Origin of the sequence: Aeribacillus sp. FSL K6-8210 (assembly GCF_037963925.1) — a bacterium.
Classification (GTDB): Bacteria; Bacillota; Bacilli; order Bacillales; family Aeribacillaceae; genus Aeribacillus; species Aeribacillus composti.
In genome coordinates, this window is sequence record NZ_CP150172.1 from 3,129,443 (window position 1) to 3,144,665 (window position 15,223).

Here is a 15,223-nt window from a genome sequence, read left to right on the forward strand (position 1 = left end):
CCATTAACCGTAAGGCTTAGAAATCCAATTTACTGTGAGAAAGTTGAGAAATTAAAAAATAATCGAAAAAATTATTATTTAGCTGCCGATATATACAGTGGACACTAATAATGAATTTTGAAGGGGAAATCAACCAATGTTTAAAAAAAGAAAACAAGTTCCATCACTTTTTGAAAAACAAGTAGATCTTCAACAAGTAAAACTTGAAGTGACTGATGAAAAATATCAAAGACAATTAGCGATGGTTGGCCTAACAAAGGATGATCTTATTTGTACTCTTATATTAAAAGATGCGATTGAAGAAAACATAAAGTTTATTATCGATGCATTTTATGATGCTCTCCATCAAGAACAATTTTTGATTGACTTAATTAATAAATACAGCTCGATCGAAAAACAGAAGGAAAGATTGAAAAAACATGTGCTGCTTATGTTTAGCGGATCCTTAACAGATGAAGATATAACAAGAATGAAGCGGATTGCTGTAGCCCACGTCCGCATTGGATTAGATACGATCTGGTACATGAGTTCATTCCAGCAATTACAGAAATCAATTTTTTCCGTTGTTGCGAAAGCGTGTCCATCGAAGGAAGATTATCATAAAGCGGTGGTCACCATTGCAAAAATGTTAAACTTTGAACAGCAAATTGTGTTGGAAGCATATAATGAAGAGTATTTAAAAAGACGGCAAAAAATCGAAAAGGAAAAACAGGAGCTTCATGAAAACATCGCCCAAACCTCCATTCGTCTTGCTGATCTTATTGAATCAGCCAATTCAGCTATACAAAAAATTAACGAACGATCCAAACAATTTGCCTTAATTGCAGTTGATCGTTTTGAAACAGCGGCATCAACCGAAGCAGAAGTCAGTTCAAGGAGAGAAGACTTGAATTTTCACTCCGGTTTAATGGTCAATATAAAAGAACGGACAGATGATATTGCTTTAAAAATAAAGTCGCTTGAACAAACTTCTGAAAAAATTAATCATGTCGTCTCGATTGTTACTTCTATTGCTGAACAAACTAACTTGCTGGCTCTAAATGCCGCAATTGAATCAGCGCGTGCAGGGGAATACGGGAAAGGATTCGCTGTTGTTGCTAGTGAAGTGAGAAAGCTGGCGGAAGAAACAAAAAATTCCGTGCTTGGCGTTTCCAATTTAATTGAGGAAATCAGAGCGAAAATTAACGATATCGCTTCATCTATTGTGGAAGTAACAGAGCTTACAGGCAATGGTTCGCAAAGAATGAAAGAGATGAACCAATTCTTCGACAATATTTTGTATGCCTTCGACAAAAATAAAGAACAAACTGAAAAGACGAAAAATGAACTCGAAAACTTTGCTGAAATCATTGATGATATAACAAATTTCATTGCGCAAATCAATGAGACTTCAGAACATTTAAAAAAGCTGGCCAATCATATATAAATTCTTTTTCAGACGCTTGAGCCCCATCATTCCGAACTTAGGAGAGATGGGGTTTTTATTGGTACTGAACCATAAAATAGATAGATGAAAAGGAGGGCGGCCGGGAGATGTTTGTTTCATAAATCACCATACCGCCTGTACCGTCGGCAAATCCGCTTGTTGCAAATGTTTTTCCTTCTTTTTCTGGATGAATCACAAAAAGCTGAACAAGTACTTTGGTTCTGTACAAATTTAATAGTACGAGGATCTATAAAAATTGTTTGCGCAGTTCTAACATCGTTATCGTTTTGCTTGGAGATTAAAAAAATAAGGATATATGCTCGTATATTGAACATATATCCTCATATTCTTCCAAATGTTATGTGGTGTTTTTCTATACCCCAAGATATTTATGTTGTATTTCATTATTTTTCATTAATTCATCTGGGCTGCCCTGCCATACAATAGTACCTTTGTTCATAATTAAAATTTCATCTGCTACTTTGCATGCGAGTGATATATTTTGCTCAACCATTAAGATCGAAAGTCCTTCCTGCTTCAGTTTTACAACTATATCGCCGACCTGATCGATAATGACAGGGGCTAATCCTTCCGATGGTTCATCCATTAATAAAAAGCTGGGATTTGTCATCAAAGCTCTTCCGATTGCAAGCATCTGCTGTTGTCCGCCTGAAAGCTCAGTACCCATATTTTTTTCTCTTTCTTTTAAAACAGGAAATAATTCATATACCCTTTCCAAATCCCAATTATTATTTCGGTCTATTAAATTTTTACGGGCAGCCATTGTCAAGTTTTCACGAATGGTAAGAGAAGGGAAAATCCGCCTTCCTTGTGGAACGAATCCAATTCCAAGGCACGAAATTTGATGAGGCAACAGGTTATTCAGCTGCCGTTCCTTAAATTGAATTTTTCCCCTCCGCGGTTTAAGCAGCCCGGCAATCGTATGAATCGTTGTTGATTTACCTGCTCCATTTCTCCCAAGAAGAGCAACACATTTCTTGCTTGGAACTGAAAATGAAACGCCTTGAAGAATATGACTCGTTCCGTAGTAAGAATGGACATTTTGAAGCTCAAGCATGAGCTTTTGCACCTCCCCCAAAGTAAATTTTCCTTACTTCTTCATTGTTTCGAACTTCTTCGGGAGTGCCGCTTAATATCACTTCTCCGTGATGAAGAACAGTAATTCTGTCAGCAATGGAAAATACAACATCCATATCATGTTCAATAATTAGTATAGATACTGTCCGAGGAAGCTTTTGAATCATTTCAGCTGTCTGTGCAGTTTCTGCTGGAGACATTCCTGATGTCGGTTCATCCAAAAGCAAGATCTTCGGTTTAGACGCCATCGCTAGCAGAATCTCAAGAAGCCGCTGCTCTCCATAGGAAAGATTGTTCACCTTGACATTTCTGCGTGTAGAAATCTCCCATTGTGCAAGGATTTCATCTGTTTCTTTTTTGAGGTCGATATGCTTTGTCAACGCATGAAACATTTGGTAGCGATATCGTTTCGTTGCTGTTAAAGCAAGATGAAGATTTTCTTCGACTGTCAAATTTCCGAACAAGTTGTTTTTTTGAAACGTTCGCGACATTCCTAAATGAACCAATTTACTGGAAGGCATATTGCTTATTTCTTGCCCTTCCAAAAATATTTTTCCTGAGTCAATTAGCAGGACATTTGTAATACAATTAAAAAGAGTTGTTTTCCCCGCACCGTTAGGGCCGATGATAACATGGCGTTCTCCTGGCTGAACTTCCAATGATACGTTTTGAAGAACTTGTAATGTTTTGAATGATTTGTTTATATTTTCTACTTTTAATATACTCAATTGACTACCTCCTCTTTTTCAACATGCTGCGGAGCGTAATCATCGCTATTTTTTCGTTTTTTATAAAAAATCTTAGATTTCAATAAAGCAAACCAATGGATAATTCCACCTTTGCCAACCAGCACAAGAATCACTAACAGGGCTCCCATTATAATTGGCCACCGTTCTGTGTACGTGCTGATAAAGTTCTGTAAAAAAATGAATAGACCAGCTCCGATTGCCGGACCAATCAGTGTACCAACTCCTCCAATTATTACCATCATCATAACTTGACCCGAAAACATCCAACTCGATACATCTGGGCTTACAAAAAGGTTGTAAAATCCGTATAAAGATCCTGCAAATCCTGCTAGGGCTCCGGAAAATGTATATGTTAAAAGCTTATAAATGCGTACATCGTACCCCAATGCACTCATTCGTGCTTCGTTTTCCATTATTCCTTTGACAACTTTACCGACTGGAGATTCAACAAAAAATCTAAGCAGTAAATAAACAATAATAAAAGCTGCTGCCATTACGGAATAAATCCCTATAGGACTGACAATTTCGCCAAAACCGAGATTCAAAGGAGCGGAAACTTTCATGCCGTCTGCTCCGCCAGTCCATTGCTTTAATTGCCAAGCCAGAGCAAACAGCAATTGTCCGAAAGCAAGAGTAATCATTAAAAAGTAAAATTTCGAAGTGCGTATAAATATCGCGCCAGTAACTAATGCAAGAAGACCAGATATGCAGATAGAAAAAAATAGTAACAAGTAGGAATTTGGAATATGCGGTCCGAGAAGTGCCACGGTATAGGCTCCAATTCCGAAAAATCCTGCATGACCTAGTGAAACCATTCCTGCATACCCCATTATTAAACCAAGACTCATGGCAAAAATAGCCATAATGAAGATTTCGGAAACAAGATCGATCCCATACACACTTAAAACGAAGGGCAGAACGAAAGCAATAAGCAGAAATACAATGAAAATTAGAATATTCTTTTTCAACTATGCCACCTCCCTTCCAAATAGCCCTTGAGGACGGATAATTAATACTACAACCATGAGAAGAAATACGATTAGCATTGATAATGAAGGAAACCAAATCTTGCCGAAGGTCTCAATCAATCCGATGAGAATTGCACCAATGAAAGAGCCTTTCCACGAACCTAAGCCGCCGATCACTACAACAATTAATGATGTAACGAGAATGTCTGATTCCATACCTGTATACATCCCGATTAACGGTCCTCCTAATACTCCGCTCAACGCAGCTAATCCTGCACCGAAAGCAAAAACTCCAGTAAATACAGCCCCAACGTTTATTCCAAGAGCTGAAACCATTGCCCTGTCATCCACACCTGCACGAATAATCGCACCGATTCTAGTTTTGCTCTCAAAATACCAAAGAAGCAGCGCTAGCAGACAGCCAATTAAAACAACAAACAACCGATAAAAAGGGAAAACCATCGGTCCAATGGAGATCGACGAATCGAGCAAAGCAGGGACAGCCATCGTTTGAGGCTCTGTACCCCAAATCCACTTTGCGGTATCCGCAATAACGAAGGCTAAACCAAATGTGAGCAGCACCTGCTCAAGCTCTTTCCCATAAATTTGCCGAATAAATAATTTTTCAATAATAATCCCGATCACAGCCGTAACAGCAACTGATAGCAATAAAGCAATCCAAAAACTGAATTGTTGATTCATAAAGGTAAAGGCCATATAGGATCCAAGTAAAAATAATGTACCGTGCGCCAAGTTAACAATATTCATAACTCCTAAAATAATCGTCAACCCTGCTGCTATCATAAAATACAGCATCCCATACGCTAATCCCGTTAATAGCTGTACAGAAAATATAGACAATGACAAAACGATCCCCCACTTTCTCAATTTATGAAACGACAAATTGGGACTGGAGAACTTTGCCCCAGATCCCAATCCTGTTACATGGACTAATTTGCAGGAGCTTTTTCAGGCATCGTTACTTTTTCGGCTGTCTCCAGTACTTCAGGGACAATTTGATTATCCTTTTTTGTGTTCTTTGCGATGTAGAAATTCTGTATTGGGTTGTTCGTTTTTGGATCAATCGTAATTGGTCCGCGTGGGCTGTCAAAGGAAATCCCTTTAAGGACTTTTATTAAATCCTCTGCATTTGTGCTTCCTGCTTCTTTAATCGCTATATCTATGACTTTTGCGGAGTCATAGCCTCCCACTGAAAAAGTGTTTGGCAGCTTTCCGTATTTTTCCTGATATGCCTCTACAAACTTTTTGTTTTCTTCATTTTCTAGCCAAGGCGAGTACAGGATGCCAGAAATGATTCCTTCTGCTGCTTCACCAGTAGGTTCGAGGATCAGTTGATCGCCAAATTCCATTGGACCTGACAGCGGAATTTTTCCCTTTAAGCCAAAATCATTGTATTGCTGAACAAACCGAATTCCATCGCTGCCTGCCATGAATGTAAAAACTAGTTCAGGCTTTACTTGGGCTACATCAGTAAGATACGTTGCGAAATCATTCGTTCCTAATTTAGGGTATATTTCTTTTACTACCTTACCGCCAGCAGCTTCAAAAGCTTCTTTAAAAGCGGAAACAACTTCCTTTCCTGCAGGGTAGTCGGGTGCAATCGCTACCGCTGTTTTTCCAACATTTTTTGCTAAATATTCTCCAGCACTGCTGCCATTTTGCCAGTTGGAAAATGACAGGCGGTAAATGTAATCGCTTTTTTTGCTCCAGGAAAGATCGTTTCCGGCAGCATTGGCATCAATTAATATAATTTTGTCTTTCTCCACCTCGTCTCTCAATGCGTAAGCGACTGCTGAAGAAATTGGTCCAACAAGTATATCTACTTTTTCATTCTTGACTAATTGGCGATATTTCCTTAAAGCAACTTGCGGGTTTGCTTCATCATCTTCAAATTTTATTTCCACCTTTTTTCCGCCCAACTTGTTATCATTTTCTTCAAGATAAAGGTTAAATCCGTTTTTAATGCTTTCCGCAAGCGGAGCGAATGTTCCAGTTGAAGAAAGGATGACGCCAATTTTGATTGTATCTTTTTCACCGCTGGAATTAGACTTGCTATTGCTTACAGCCGATCCTGAACAACCTGATAAAATCAACATTATAGTAATAAAAAGAACACTCCAAAATTTACCTTTTCCCACCATTTTATACCCCCCTAAAAGCATTAGTTAAACGCTTTCATTTTTTGAATTGCAAGGTTAAAAAGCTTTTCACTCCCTTCTTTATATTTTTTAATATTCCAAATTTTTTTATTATTGTTTTTTATATTATTGCCTGCAGATTGGCTTCACAACATCGTTGTTTCAGAATGTGCAACGAATGAATAATTTTTAAATTTATAAAGTTGTCCACAGCGGTTTCCAATCATTGTGAATTTATCCAGCTTGATCTGTTAATTCCCAGCATGGCTGCAATTAAGCAGCTTACTTAATTTTCTTCGTATGTAAACTCTTGTTTAATAACAACAATATGCTATCCATTCGTTCACCAAGTTTTGCTAGGTTGTGCTTTTAAAAGCAACAAACACGAAACGATTTGGACGCAGCGGACTTATTTATATTTTTATGATTAAAAACAGTAATTTACTGTAGATGAGCAAATTCACTAACATAAATTTACATCCGAACAAAAAAGGAGACATGAACCCGATTCCTTGATTAGAATAGATGTGTCACCAAACCATTCTCAAGGAGGTTCATGTCTCATGAATAGACTACCACATCACCAAGGAATCGACAAGTTTTTCGCAATGTTGGGGCTGGCCCTTTATTTCTCTAAGCCGGTCATGAAGCATCTCGTTCATATTATCGATGCGCTGACAACGAAAGGATTTGTGGGAACCTTGACCGATCTGCATCATGAGAGCTTTCATCCCAACCATCGAACGACACTGAGCCATTTTTTCACGAAAAGCCCTTGGGATGAAGAAATCTTGCTTCGCAAACTCCAGCAGTGGATGCTTCGTCATGTGGAACGAACGGCCAAGCGAAAGAATCACCCCATTTTTTTGTTTCGATCGATGATACGATCTGCCGAAAAACGAAGCCTTCGTCACAGGCGAAACACGCTATTGAAGGGTGTAATTGGCATTATTCTCACGCGGACAAAAAGTCGATTTGGGGACACTCTCTCGTCTGGCTCATGGTTCATACGATGACGCAAGCCTTTCCCTTTGCGTTTCGCCTCTACGACAAGGCGGATGGGAAAAGCAAGGGTCAATGGGCCATCGAGATGCTTTCTTCTTTGGATGTGCACGGTTCTGTTTATGTGCTGATGGATTCTTGGTACCCATCGAAAACACTCGTGGAAGCCTGCCTGAAAAAAGGATTCCACGTCATTGCGATGCTCAAGACGAATCGGGTTCTTTATCCAAAAGGCATCGCCATCCAAGCCAAACAGTTTGCCCGCTATATCGAACCGAACGACACCCATCTCGTCACGGTGGGAGAAGAGCGTTATCGCGTGTATCGCTACGAGGGAGCGCTGAAAGGTCTCGATGATGCCGTTGTGTTGTTGGCTTGGAAAGCCGATCAGCCGATGACACCTGAACATCTTCACTGCGTCTTGAGCACCGACCGGGAGCTAAGCGATGAAGAGATCTTGCGCTACTATGCCCAGCGTTGGTCGATCGAATGCTTTTTTCGACAAGCGAAAGACCAGCTGAAGCTCGATGGGTACCGCGTTCGTCAACGTCGGGCGGTGAAACGGTATTGGATCTTGGTGCAACTCGCTTATGTGTACAGTATGGTCGAATCCAACAGCGATTTCTCTACCGGGCTTGACTTCCTTCGAAAGAAGAAAGGACATAGCCTCGTGGAGTTTATTTACGATGCAGCGAAACAAGATATTCCCATTGATGTCGTTAAAAAACAGCTTCATGTGGCATAAGGGGTACTCCGTTTGTCTCTTTTTACATGGTAATTATTGTAATGAAAATTGCTCAACTACAGTAATTTAAACTTTGCTTTATGTATATTTCTCTTCCCAACACAAATAATATTTTCTGTAAAAAAATCAAAGGAGGAACAATCATATGGCTCTCATTCCTTACGATCCTTTTTCTGAGATCAACCAATTTAGACGAAACATGAATCGCGTTTTTTCTGAAAGCTTCCCGCATTTTTTTGAAAACTTTGAGACTATGAATACCCCCCGGCTTGATATTCATGAAACTGCTAATGAAGTAATTGTTACTTGTGATTTGCCCGGCCTTGAAAAAAAGGAAGACGTTGACATTCATCTTGATCGCAACGTTCTTACGATCAGCGGCACAATTCAAAGAAGCAAAGAAGTAAAGGAAGAAGAAATGCATAGACGCGAACGGTTTGTCGGGCGGTTTCACCGCGCTGTTGCATTGCCGGCAAATGTAAAAGAAGAAGAAGTGAGCGCGACATATAAAAATGGCGTTTTGGAAATCCGTATTCCAAAACAAACCGAAAACAACAAAAAGAAAATTGATATTCAGTTTCATTAATTGTTTCGTGAGGTTGCAAAATTTCAATCAGCCTCACTTTTTTATTGCAATTTTCGCCAAGTACGATTATGATGAATATATAACACCAAAAATCTATATATTGTGTAATCAAAAACAATTAAATACTATATATTGAAAACCTAACGACAAAGGTGCTGTTTTCAGCTTAAAAGGGAATCCGGTGAGAATCCGGAACTGTCCCCGCAACTGTGAGTGCTACGAAATGAATAATCCACTGTACGTTTCGTATGGGAAGGATTCAAAGTAGGATGAAGCACGAGTCAGGAGACCTGCCTTTGTCCGAACGTTTCTAATTCTTCGGGGGTTGGGAAGATGAAACGATGGTTTGAATGGAGTAGTTTCGCCTTGTAAACTGCCTCCCTTTTAATCATCGTTTGATCCGCTCAGCTTCCTGAGCGGTTTTTTATTTTGATAAGGAGGATGTTTGATGAATATTACGAAAGCATTAAATCTATACGAGGTTTTTCAAAATCATTTTAACAGGAGCGATTGGGAGCTTTATCTAAGACAGCTTGAAAAAAAGTTTCCATCCCTTTCCTTTCATGAATACAGCGAGAGAGTGTCGACAACCCTACAATACCAGCAGATTGATGATCTTGAAAAATTTACAAACCTGCTGATTATTGAAGCTTTAGCAAACATTTCGGAAAGTGAGCCGGATTGGACTTTTTTAGCTGCACACGTATTTCTTGAAAAAATTTACTATGAAGCGAGCCAAAACAGAAATTACAACCAACCGGGCTACGGCGATTTTTATTTGTTAATCGAAACATTAACCGATCTTGGAATCTACAGCCCTCTTTTGCTAGAGCATTATTCAAAAGAGGAAATTATGGAGCTGGGAAATGCCATTGATCCTGAGAAGGACAAGCTGTTTACATACATCGGATTAAGGACCCTTTACGACCGGTATTTAGCTAAAGATTTTCATAAACGAACATTTGAGCTTCCACAGGAACGTTTTATGATCATCGCTATGACGTTAATGATCAACGAGCATCCGTCCAAACGTTTGCATCTTGTAAAGGAAGCGTATTGGGCATTGAGCCATTTATATATGACGGTTGCAACACCTACATTGGCTAATGCAGGAAAATCAGTCGGTCAGCTTTCAAGCTGCTTTATTGATACGGTAGACGACAGCCTTCAAGGCATTTATGATTCGAACACTGATATTGCCAATGTTTCTAAAAGCGGCGGAGGCATTGGAGTTTATTTAGGGAAAATCAGAAGCCGCGGAAGCGATATCCGGGGGTTCAAAGGAGTTTCATCAGGTGTCATTCCTTGGATGAAGCAATTAAATAATACGGCAGTGAGCGTCGACCAGCTCGGCCAAAGAAAAGGAGCAATTGCCGTTTATTTGGATGTTTGGCATAAAGATATTTTCGCCTTCCTAGATGCAAAATTAAATAACGGAGACGAACGGCTGCGCACCCATGATTTATTTACAGGTGTATGCATTCCTGACCTATTTATGGAGCAAGTTGAAAAGCGCGGGGACTGGTATTTGTTCGATCCCCACGAAGTTCGCAAAGTCATGGGATTCAGTCTGGAAGATTATTATGATGAAGAAAAAGGTAACGGCAGCTTTCGGGAAAAATATTTTGAGTGCGTGAATCATCCTTCCTTATCTAAAGAAAAAGTGCCTGCGATTGAAATAATGAAACGGATTATGATCAGCCAGCTTGAAACGGGAACGCCTTTTATGTTTTATCGGGATGAAGTGAATCGAAAAAACGCAAACAAGCATGCCGGCATGATTTATTGCAGCAATTTATGCACAGAGATTGCGCAAAATCAAAGTGCTACTACTGTTGAAGAACAATATGTCGAAGATGGAAAAATTGTCATTGTGAAAAAGCCCGGCGATTTCGTCGTCTGCAACCTTTCTTCCATCAACTTGGCACGGGCTGTTCCAGACAACGTTCTGGAACGTTTAATCCCTATTCAAGTGCGGATGCTGGACAACGTTATCGATTTAAATAACATTCCGGTATTACAGGCAAAGCTTACAAATGAAAAATACCGTGCAATCGGTCTTGGAACGTTTGGCATGCATCATTTATTTGCACTAAAGGAAATTACATGGGAAAGCGACGAGGCAGTCCAATTTGTCGACCAACTATATGAAAAAATTGCGTATTTAACCATTCAGTCGAGTATGGAGCTCGCAAAAGAAAAAGGCGCATACCCTCTCTTTAAAGGCTCGGAGTGGGATACAGGGCGATATTTTGAAATCCGCGGTTATACGTCAAAAAAATGGCAGGAATTAAAGGAAAAAGTGCAGACTTTTGGGATTCGCAACAGCTATTTAATGGCGGTCGCACCGAACGCATCGACCTCCATTATAGCCGGAAGCACAGCAAGCATCGATCCAATTTTCCAAAAAGTTTATTCAGAGGAAAAGAAAGACTACAAAATTCCAGTTACCGTTCCCGACTTAAATGCGAAAACGACTTGGTATTATAAATCCGCTTATTTGATCGACCAAACATGGAGCATCAAACAAAATGCAGTGCGCCAGAAACATATTGACCAGTCCATTTCCTTCAACTTTTACGTCCTAAACACGATTAAAGCGAAAGAATTGCTGGAGCTTCATTTGACAGCTTGGAAATCCGGATTAAAAACAACGTATTATGTCCGTTCGACATCAAGCGACATTTATGAATGTGAATCATGTGCAAGTTAAGGAGGAAGTAATATGGAGCAAACATTAACAAAACGAGTTATTATGGATCCTGATGCACCAAACCGTTCAACAGCAATAGTGAACGGAAAATGTTCCAACGTGCTCAATTGGGATGATGTCGCCTACCCGTGGGCATATCCAAAATATAAACGGATGCTCGCAAACTTTTGGACACCTTTTGAAATTAATATGGCTCAAGATGTGAAGCAATTTCCTGAGCTTTCAGAAAGAGAACAGGACGCATTTTTAAAAATTATCGGCCTCTTAGCTTTATTAGACAGCATTCAAACCGATTATGCCGGAAAAGTTGCTGATTATATTACAGACTCGAGCATAAACGCCTTAATGATTTTGCTCGCTCAGCAGGAAGTGATTCATAACCATTCATATTCGTATATTCTTTCAAGCATCGTGCCTAAAAACGTACAGGATGAAGTATTTGAATATTGGCGGAACGAACCGGTTTTAAGGAAGCGAAATGAATTTGTCACCAACGGGTATAAAGCATTTGCAGAAAATCCGAATGTGGAGAATTTGTTAAAATCGATCGTCTTTGATGTCATACTGGAAGGTTTATTTTTCTATTCCGGTTTCGCATTCTTTTATAATTTAGCCAGAAACCAAAAGATGGTAGCCACTAGCACGATGATTAACTACATTAACCGTGATGAACAAATACACGTAGGTTTGTTTGAAAAAATTTTCAAAGCGGTGCTGAAGCAATATCCTGAATATGATACAGATGAACTGAAACAATTCGTTTCGAAAACATTTATGAAAGCAGCCGAGCTGGAAATCGAATGGGCCGGTGTAATTATCGGCAATGACATTGAAGGCCTGCATTTAAAAGATGTGGAGAGCTATATTAAATTTTATGCGAATTTCCGTGCCAATCAGCTGGGATTCGAACGTCCTTTTGAAGGCTATCGGACAAATCCTTTGAAATGGATACGGGCTTACGAAGAAGTGGACTTAGGAAAATCAGACTTCTTTGAACAAAAATCGAGACAATATACAAAAGTCAACACGATTGATAACGGCTTTGATGAGTTGTAAAAATTTACGTTCTCATGATAACGGGCAGCAGAGACTGCCCGTTTTTTTATCTGCTGCCAAACCAAAAGGAATGCTATGAAAGAATTGTTCGATAAGCAACTACTTTCTTTTAAAAGAGCTTATCTTTTTGGGAACCTAAGCATCCCATTTTTCCATGCCATGGTATAATATGTGCGGAGGGGATCTTATGTTAAAATCAACCTTGATCATAATGTCAATTTTGTTAGTAACAATTCATTTCGCTATTCTATATTTTTGGATGTTTGATTGGCAAAAATTAGCTACAAAAACAGGCTTTATAAGTTGGTTTGCCTCGATTCTATTAGGCATCTTTGTATATTTTGCTTTTCAAACTTTCAGCAGATACGACAAAGCTGCTGTCGTCATCAGAAACATATTGTTATGTTCAACTTTACTGACCATCTTTTTAGCTTGTATTGCGTTCATTATAGAAGCAATTACAAAGGCGATGCCCTAAAAAAGAAATATAGTTTTCACGAAGATTAAGAAAATCATATTGGCTAAAAAGAGCTATGTTGTTTTCCACCATTGCGAGGTGAAGATAATGATTTATTTATTAGTCGGTTTGGGCGGGATAGCAGGTGCCTGCCTTCGATACAGTGTCGGCCTATGGACTTCCAGCTTTTGGACAGGATCTTTCCCAGCAGCGACACTTTTAGCCAATTTGGCTGGAAGTTTTCTTTTGGGATGGTTGACTGAATATGTATTTAAAATAAAAGGATTTCCTCCCCATTTTGCCGCAGCGATCGGTACTGGCTTAATCGGGGCATTCACTACATTTTCAACTTTTAGTTTTGAGAACATTCAATTGATGATTGCCGATAAATGGGAAACAGCCATTATGTATACATTGTCAAGCTTAATAGGCGGTTATTTATTTGTTTCGTCTGGTTATCATCTTGGCCGAAAAATGCTTTCCCAGCACAACGCACGAACGGCCGATCATGAATAGGAGTGAAGAGTAATGCTTTTCAACTTTATCGTTGTAGGAATCGGAGGTTTTTTAGGAGCTAATGCCCGCTTGATCGTCACCAATTGGATTAAAAAGAAAAGCAATATGAAGTTCCCTGTCGCGACATTTATTATCAATGTCAGCGGATCTTTCCTGCTCGGCCTTTTGATCGGCATGAATATTTCAGAAGCATATCTACTGTTATTTGGAACGGGATGTTTAGGAGCCTTTACCACCTTTTCTACGTTTCAGCTTGAAAATAAACAGCTGTTAACAGAAAAACAAAAAACAGTGTCCATTTGCTATTTTCTTTCAAGCTATGCGTTCGGTCTTTTGTTTGCCTTTCTCGGCTTCCAACTAGGCGCTATATTTTAAAAACTTATTTGAATCATATTGTCATGGTTTGATTTTTTCTTTATAATACAGATTGTCCAGCGGGATGTAGCTCAGCTTGGTAGAGCACCAGCATGGGGTGCTGGGGGTCGCAGGTTCGAATCCTGTCATCCCGACTCTGTAAACCTCCTAAATCATCATTTAAAACCAAAAACGCCGCTTGAGCTTTTTCAAGCGGCTTATATTTTGAATTACGTCTTTTTAATCCCTTTCCTCAGTTTAATTAATTTATATAAGTTAATCACAACCGTTTTGGTTACAGCATATGTTGGAACAGCCAAAATCATCCCCAAAATTCCCGCGATATTTCCTGCAACAAGCAACAAAATAATAATGGTCAACGGATGTGTATCAAGCCTCTTGCCGATAATAAACGGAGAAATCACATTCCCATCAATTTGCTGAACAATTGTCACGACAATAATCGCAAGAAGTGCTTTAAAAGGTGAATCGAGCAAGCCGACAATAACGGCCGGAGCAGCCCCAATAAACGGACCTAAATACGGAATAATATTGGTGATTGCCACAGTTATTCCAAGCAGCAAAGCATACGGCAGATCAATGATTAAGTATCCGATAAACGTAAAGAGCCCGACAAACATGGAAACAAGCATTTGTCCTTGAATATAGGTAGATAAGGTTTCGCCTGTTTCCTTTAAGATAATCATAACTTCATCGCGGAAATCACTCGGAAAAAACTTTACGACCTGATGCGGCAGCTTATGTCCGTCCTTGATCATATAAAATAAAATGAACGGCACCGTGACAATAATGAGTGTTATATTTGTGATAACGCTGAAAACGGACTGAACGCCATTCGTAATATTATTTGTAATTCTCGATGCATATTGCGTAATGGTGCTCTCAATTTTTTCAATGGAAAAATAATCTTGCGTCAATACCCATTGGAACCAGCTTGTTTGATACAGGTTTTCAATGATTTCTCTCGTTTTTGTTATATAAAAAGGAATGTTTCGAATTAAATCATTAAACTGCTTAACAATCGTAGGCCCTACCAATCCGATGGCGATCGAAATTCCGCCGATAAACACGATATACAAAATCAAAATGGCCAGCACTCTTGGAATTTTTCGCTTTTCAAGAAAGCCAATAATCGGAGCAAACAAAAAGTAAAGAAAACCGGAAATAATTATGGGAAAAAACAAAGTAGTTATAAAGATCACAATGGGCTCAAAAAGAAAAGATATTTTTGTGCTGAAATATAAGATCAAAATGATCAAAAGTATTTCTAACGTCCAAAAATGAAGTTTTGATTTAAACAAAATGCTTGCCTCCCGCATCCAATTTTGCAACATTCATTCCAATATTTAGAATATCATGTATTTACATATTCT

The 15,223-nt window shown here is 39.1% G+C and carries 13 protein-coding genes, 1 tRNA gene, 1 pseudogene and 1 riboswitch; of the genes and pseudogenes, 9 read left to right on the top strand and 6 right to left on the bottom strand.

Annotated elements, in window-relative coordinates; translation table 11 throughout:
- The first annotated feature begins 136 nt into the window (after nucleotides 1–136).
- Nucleotides 137–1,426, top strand: coding sequence for a globin-coupled sensor protein (locus NSQ41_RS15175; RefSeq protein WP_130158449.1), 1,290 nt, complete (start codon nucleotides 137–139; stop codon nucleotides 1,424–1,426).
- Between the two features lie 373 nt (nucleotides 1,427–1,799).
- On the opposite strand, the gene NSQ41_RS15180 is transcribed toward NSQ41_RS15175, so the two are convergent.
- The 5 genes from NSQ41_RS15180 to NSQ41_RS15200 form a co-directional block, all read right to left on the bottom strand.
- Entirely contained in the window at nucleotides 1,800–2,504 is a 705-nt protein-coding gene (locus NSQ41_RS15180; protein ID WP_094244608.1) for an ABC transporter ATP-binding protein, read from the bottom strand.
- A complete protein-coding gene (locus NSQ41_RS15185; RefSeq protein WP_339193252.1) occupies nucleotides 2,497–3,252 on the bottom strand; it encodes an ABC transporter ATP-binding protein in 756 nt (251 codons plus the stop codon). Before NSQ41_RS15185 ends, NSQ41_RS15180 begins: the two co-directional genes overlap by 8 nt.
- Nucleotides 3,249–4,241, bottom strand: a complete 993-nt coding sequence (locus tag NSQ41_RS15190; protein WP_339193253.1) for a branched-chain amino acid ABC transporter permease — start codon at nucleotides 4,239–4,241, stop codon at nucleotides 3,249–3,251. Before NSQ41_RS15190 ends, NSQ41_RS15185 begins: the two co-directional genes overlap by 4 nt.
- Entirely contained in the window at nucleotides 4,242–5,102 is an 861-nt protein-coding gene (locus NSQ41_RS15195; protein ID WP_063387478.1) for a branched-chain amino acid ABC transporter permease, read from the bottom strand. It abuts the gene before it with no gap.
- An 89-nt stretch (nucleotides 5,103–5,191) separates the two neighbouring features.
- Nucleotides 5,192–6,403 (bottom strand): ABC transporter substrate-binding protein, encoded by a 1,212-nt coding sequence (locus NSQ41_RS15200; RefSeq protein WP_339193254.1) that lies wholly within the window; start codon nucleotides 6,401–6,403, stop codon nucleotides 5,192–5,194.
- A gap of 560 nt (nucleotides 6,404–6,963) precedes the next feature.
- On the opposite strand from NSQ41_RS15200, the pseudogene NSQ41_RS15205 reads away from it, so the two are divergent.
- The 8 genes and pseudogenes from NSQ41_RS15205 to NSQ41_RS15240 all read left to right on the top strand — a co-directional run bounded on the left by NSQ41_RS15205 (nucleotide 6,964) and on the right by NSQ41_RS15240 (nucleotide 13,984).
- Nucleotides 6,964–8,147, top strand: a pseudogene (locus tag NSQ41_RS15205) (IS701 family transposase).
- Between the two features lie 145 nt (nucleotides 8,148–8,292).
- Nucleotides 8,293–8,733 carry an Hsp20/alpha crystallin family protein gene (locus NSQ41_RS15210; protein ID WP_063387274.1) on the top strand — a complete coding sequence of 147 codons (441 nt, stop codon included), beginning with the start codon at nucleotides 8,293–8,295 and terminating at the stop codon, nucleotides 8,731–8,733.
- Nucleotides 8,734–8,866: 133 nt separating this feature from the next.
- Nucleotides 8,867–9,046, top strand: a riboswitch (cobalamin riboswitch).
- 135 nt (nucleotides 9,047–9,181) lie between these two features.
- The gene (locus NSQ41_RS15215; RefSeq protein ID WP_066250873.1) at nucleotides 9,182–11,446 is read left to right on the top strand and encodes a ribonucleoside-diphosphate reductase subunit alpha; all 2,265 of its coding nucleotides are present in this window, start codon (nucleotides 9,182–9,184) and stop codon (nucleotides 11,444–11,446) included.
- 12 nt (nucleotides 11,447–11,458) lie between these two features.
- Nucleotides 11,459–12,502: a ribonucleotide-diphosphate reductase subunit beta gene (locus tag NSQ41_RS15220; RefSeq protein ID WP_063387272.1), complete on the top strand. Its 1,044-nt coding sequence runs from the start codon at nucleotides 11,459–11,461 to the stop codon at nucleotides 12,500–12,502.
- A 187-nt stretch (nucleotides 12,503–12,689) separates the two neighbouring features.
- The gene (locus NSQ41_RS15225; protein WP_339193255.1) at nucleotides 12,690–12,980 is read left to right on the top strand and encodes a hypothetical protein; all 291 of its coding nucleotides are present in this window, start codon (nucleotides 12,690–12,692) and stop codon (nucleotides 12,978–12,980) included.
- Between the two features lie 87 nt (nucleotides 12,981–13,067).
- Nucleotides 13,068–13,475 (top strand): fluoride efflux transporter CrcB, encoded by a 408-nt coding sequence (gene crcB, locus NSQ41_RS15230; protein WP_339193256.1) that lies wholly within the window; start codon nucleotides 13,068–13,070, stop codon nucleotides 13,473–13,475.
- 12 nt (nucleotides 13,476–13,487) lie between these two features.
- Complete coding sequence (gene crcB, locus NSQ41_RS15235; protein ID WP_063387269.1) at nucleotides 13,488–13,850, top strand: fluoride efflux transporter CrcB; 363 nt, start codon at nucleotides 13,488–13,490, stop codon at nucleotides 13,848–13,850.
- 60 nt (nucleotides 13,851–13,910) lie between these two features.
- A tRNA-Pro gene (locus NSQ41_RS15240) sits at nucleotides 13,911–13,984 on the top strand.
- Nucleotides 13,985–14,059: 75 nt separating this feature from the next.
- Here NSQ41_RS15240 and NSQ41_RS15245 read toward each other — a convergent pair.
- Complete coding sequence (locus tag NSQ41_RS15245) at nucleotides 14,060–15,151, bottom strand: AI-2E family transporter (protein WP_066250881.1); 1,092 nt, start codon at nucleotides 15,149–15,151, stop codon at nucleotides 14,060–14,062.
- Nucleotides 15,152–15,223: the final 72 nt, after the last annotated feature.

Excerpts from the sequence above, each read along its gene's own strand:
- NSQ41_RS15175 (WP_130158449.1), top strand. The coding sequence starts at position 137 with ATGTTTAAAAAAAGAAAACAAGTTCCATCACTTTTTGAAAAACAAGTA.
- NSQ41_RS15180 (WP_094244608.1), bottom strand. The coding sequence starts at position 2,504 with ATGCTTGAGCTTCAAAATGTCCATTCTTACTACGGAACGAGTCATATT.
- NSQ41_RS15200 (WP_339193254.1), bottom strand. The coding sequence starts at position 6,403 with ATGGTGGGAAAAGGTAAATTTTGGAGTGTTCTTTTTATTACTATAATG.
- NSQ41_RS15210 (WP_063387274.1), top strand. The coding sequence starts at position 8,293 with ATGGCTCTCATTCCTTACGATCCTTTTTCTGAGATCAACCAATTTAGA.
- NSQ41_RS15215 (WP_066250873.1), top strand. The coding sequence starts at position 9,182 with ATGAATATTACGAAAGCATTAAATCTATACGAGGTTTTTCAAAATCAT.
- NSQ41_RS15220 (WP_063387272.1), top strand. The coding sequence starts at position 11,459 with ATGGAGCAAACATTAACAAAACGAGTTATTATGGATCCTGATGCACCA.
- NSQ41_RS15225 (WP_339193255.1), top strand. The coding sequence starts at position 12,690 with ATGTTAAAATCAACCTTGATCATAATGTCAATTTTGTTAGTAACAATT.
- crcB (WP_339193256.1), top strand. The coding sequence starts at position 13,068 with ATGATTTATTTATTAGTCGGTTTGGGCGGGATAGCAGGTGCCTGCCTT.
- crcB (WP_063387269.1), top strand. The coding sequence starts at position 13,488 with ATGCTTTTCAACTTTATCGTTGTAGGAATCGGAGGTTTTTTAGGAGCT.